The sequence below is a fragment of the Microcoleus sp. OTE_8_concoct_300 genome, assembly GCF_031383065.1.
In the GTDB taxonomy this organism is placed as follows: Bacteria; Cyanobacteriota; Cyanobacteriia; order Cyanobacteriales; family Microcoleaceae; genus Microcoleus.
This window is the reverse complement of sequence record NZ_JANMZH010000076.1, coordinates 1-1,836: the sequence shown is the minus strand read 5'-3', so window position 1 is coordinate 1,836 and position 1,836 is coordinate 1. Positions and strand designations below refer to the sequence as shown.

The 1,836-nt window shown below is 48.3% G+C and carries 2 protein-coding genes; both read right to left on the bottom strand.

Translation table 11 applies throughout. From position 1 onward, the window contains the following. Positions 1 to 216, bottom strand: a 216-nt coding sequence (locus ACUVJL_RS03780) for a hypothetical protein (RefSeq protein WP_445244626.1), incomplete at its 3' end; no start/stop codon positions are given. A gap of 122 nt (positions 217 to 338) precedes the next feature. Next, on the bottom strand, positions 339 to 1,836 hold a 1,498-nt coding region (locus ACUVJL_RS03775), incomplete at its 5' end, for a DUF5906 domain-containing protein (protein WP_445244625.1).

The window sequence follows — 1,836 nt, the reverse complement described above, 5'->3', positions numbered from 1 at the left end:
AATGCGATCGGAAATAAGTAGGTCTACACTTTCGGCGGTTACTGTAGGCGCGAAGGTAGTGTCACTCTCTGTAGACAGCGCTGTAGACGTGCCTGAGACTTCCTTGAGGATACGCATTGCCGCTTGGCTGACTGACTCACCATCTAGCCTCTGAGCTTCTATCCAGTTTAGGAAGTAACCGGAAGCTCTGAACGATACGACTTGACTTTGACTCATTGTAGACATCTGTATACAGTATGTGTCTACAATAACTGATGACTGTCTACAATGTCAACATATTTGTCTACAAAGTTGGTAGACACAAAAATCCCCCAGTTAAGGAGGATGAACTTGAGCCGTTAGTCAGCGACTTCCAAGTCCTTGGGGTCAAGCCATGTAGTAAAACTTCCGTCGGGCTTTACGCAAACAATCTCTCTGTATTTATTGATTGCATCCACCACCAACTCTAAGCCCGCTAGCTGTTCGGCGTACTTTGTCCCGATGTAACGGACTCGGAGACCTTTCTTGGCTTCTACAGTGTTAGACTGGGTTAGCATTTCCACCAACTTTTGCCGCTCGCTGTCGGTAAGTTGAGAGAGTAAATTACACACTTCCGCAAAAGGTGAAAAAATTGAGTTACCAGGGTTACCACCGCTCTGTGTAAGGGTTTGTGGGTTACCAATTGGGTTACCAGTATTTTTCGGCAACTCACTTGGTAACTCACTTGGTAACCCTGTAACGCTTGCTGTGTCTACTGGTAACTCTGGTAACCCAATTTTGTGAGTTAGTTGGAGATTTTGCACAAAGTTAATTCCAAGCAAGTATTTTTGTCCCTTTCTCCCTATTTCATCACGTCCGTTGTATCGGTGAATTTGTACTTTAGGGAAAATCTGGCACAACCTTGAGTACAACTGGTTTACAGCTTTTACGGGGGTGTCGTACTTGTTAGAAAGCTCGTTCCAAATCAACTTGGGCTTTTTCTTCTCGCAAATGTCCTCAATCTCTAAAATTCCAGATTCCACATACCAGTCCTGCAACTGCTGCCACAAATCCGTAACCCAAACACGTCCACCAGCCTGAACCTCCAAACCAACCTCGCGCGCAAACTGCCAAAGGTGCCGGCTTTCTTCCTGAGCTTCCCGCATAGCTTCACGGGTTGCCTTATAGTCAATGCCCTCGGTCAGCAGCAGTGGCAAGCGCTCCAGCATCTTGTTAAGCATCGCCGGTGCAATCCGCTCAAGGATAAAATTCTCATCATCTTTGAAGCGCGGGTCAGCCTCTAACTCACCCTGAGACGGGTCAGCGTTGCGCTTGTAGGTTTTCTTGAAACTTAAAATGCCGTAGCGATCGTCAATTGCAGCAGTTCCCCCAGTGATGGACGGTAGTTTGTTGCAGTTGGCGAAAAAGATAGCAGCAGGCTTGTATTCGTAGCTGTCCTTACCTTTAGGCTCAATATCAATCGGGTCGCCCGTAATGAACTGTTTAAGGCTCTGAATGTTGTCTAGGTCTACTTTTGAAGTGTTCTCAGAAGCCCAGTTGCAGACACCCCCTAAAACACCCGACAGATTGAACTTGCGGCCACTATCGTAGGACTTGAAGTCCGACAGCGACTTGTTAGTCATTCCCCGCCCGAATACAGCGGCCAACACGGCTCGCAGCGTATCCTTGCCGTTAGACCCCTCGCCGTAGCACAGCAAACCTTTAACGCCCCGCCCTGTCAACTTCGAGCGCACCAGTTTCAAATTCAACGCAGCAGCAGCAGTTCTCAGGAATATCTCACGCTGTGCCGGCTCAAGACACTCTAACAGGCGATCGCAATCCGTCGGGTCAATGTCGGGGTCATACGTGCAGCCGACA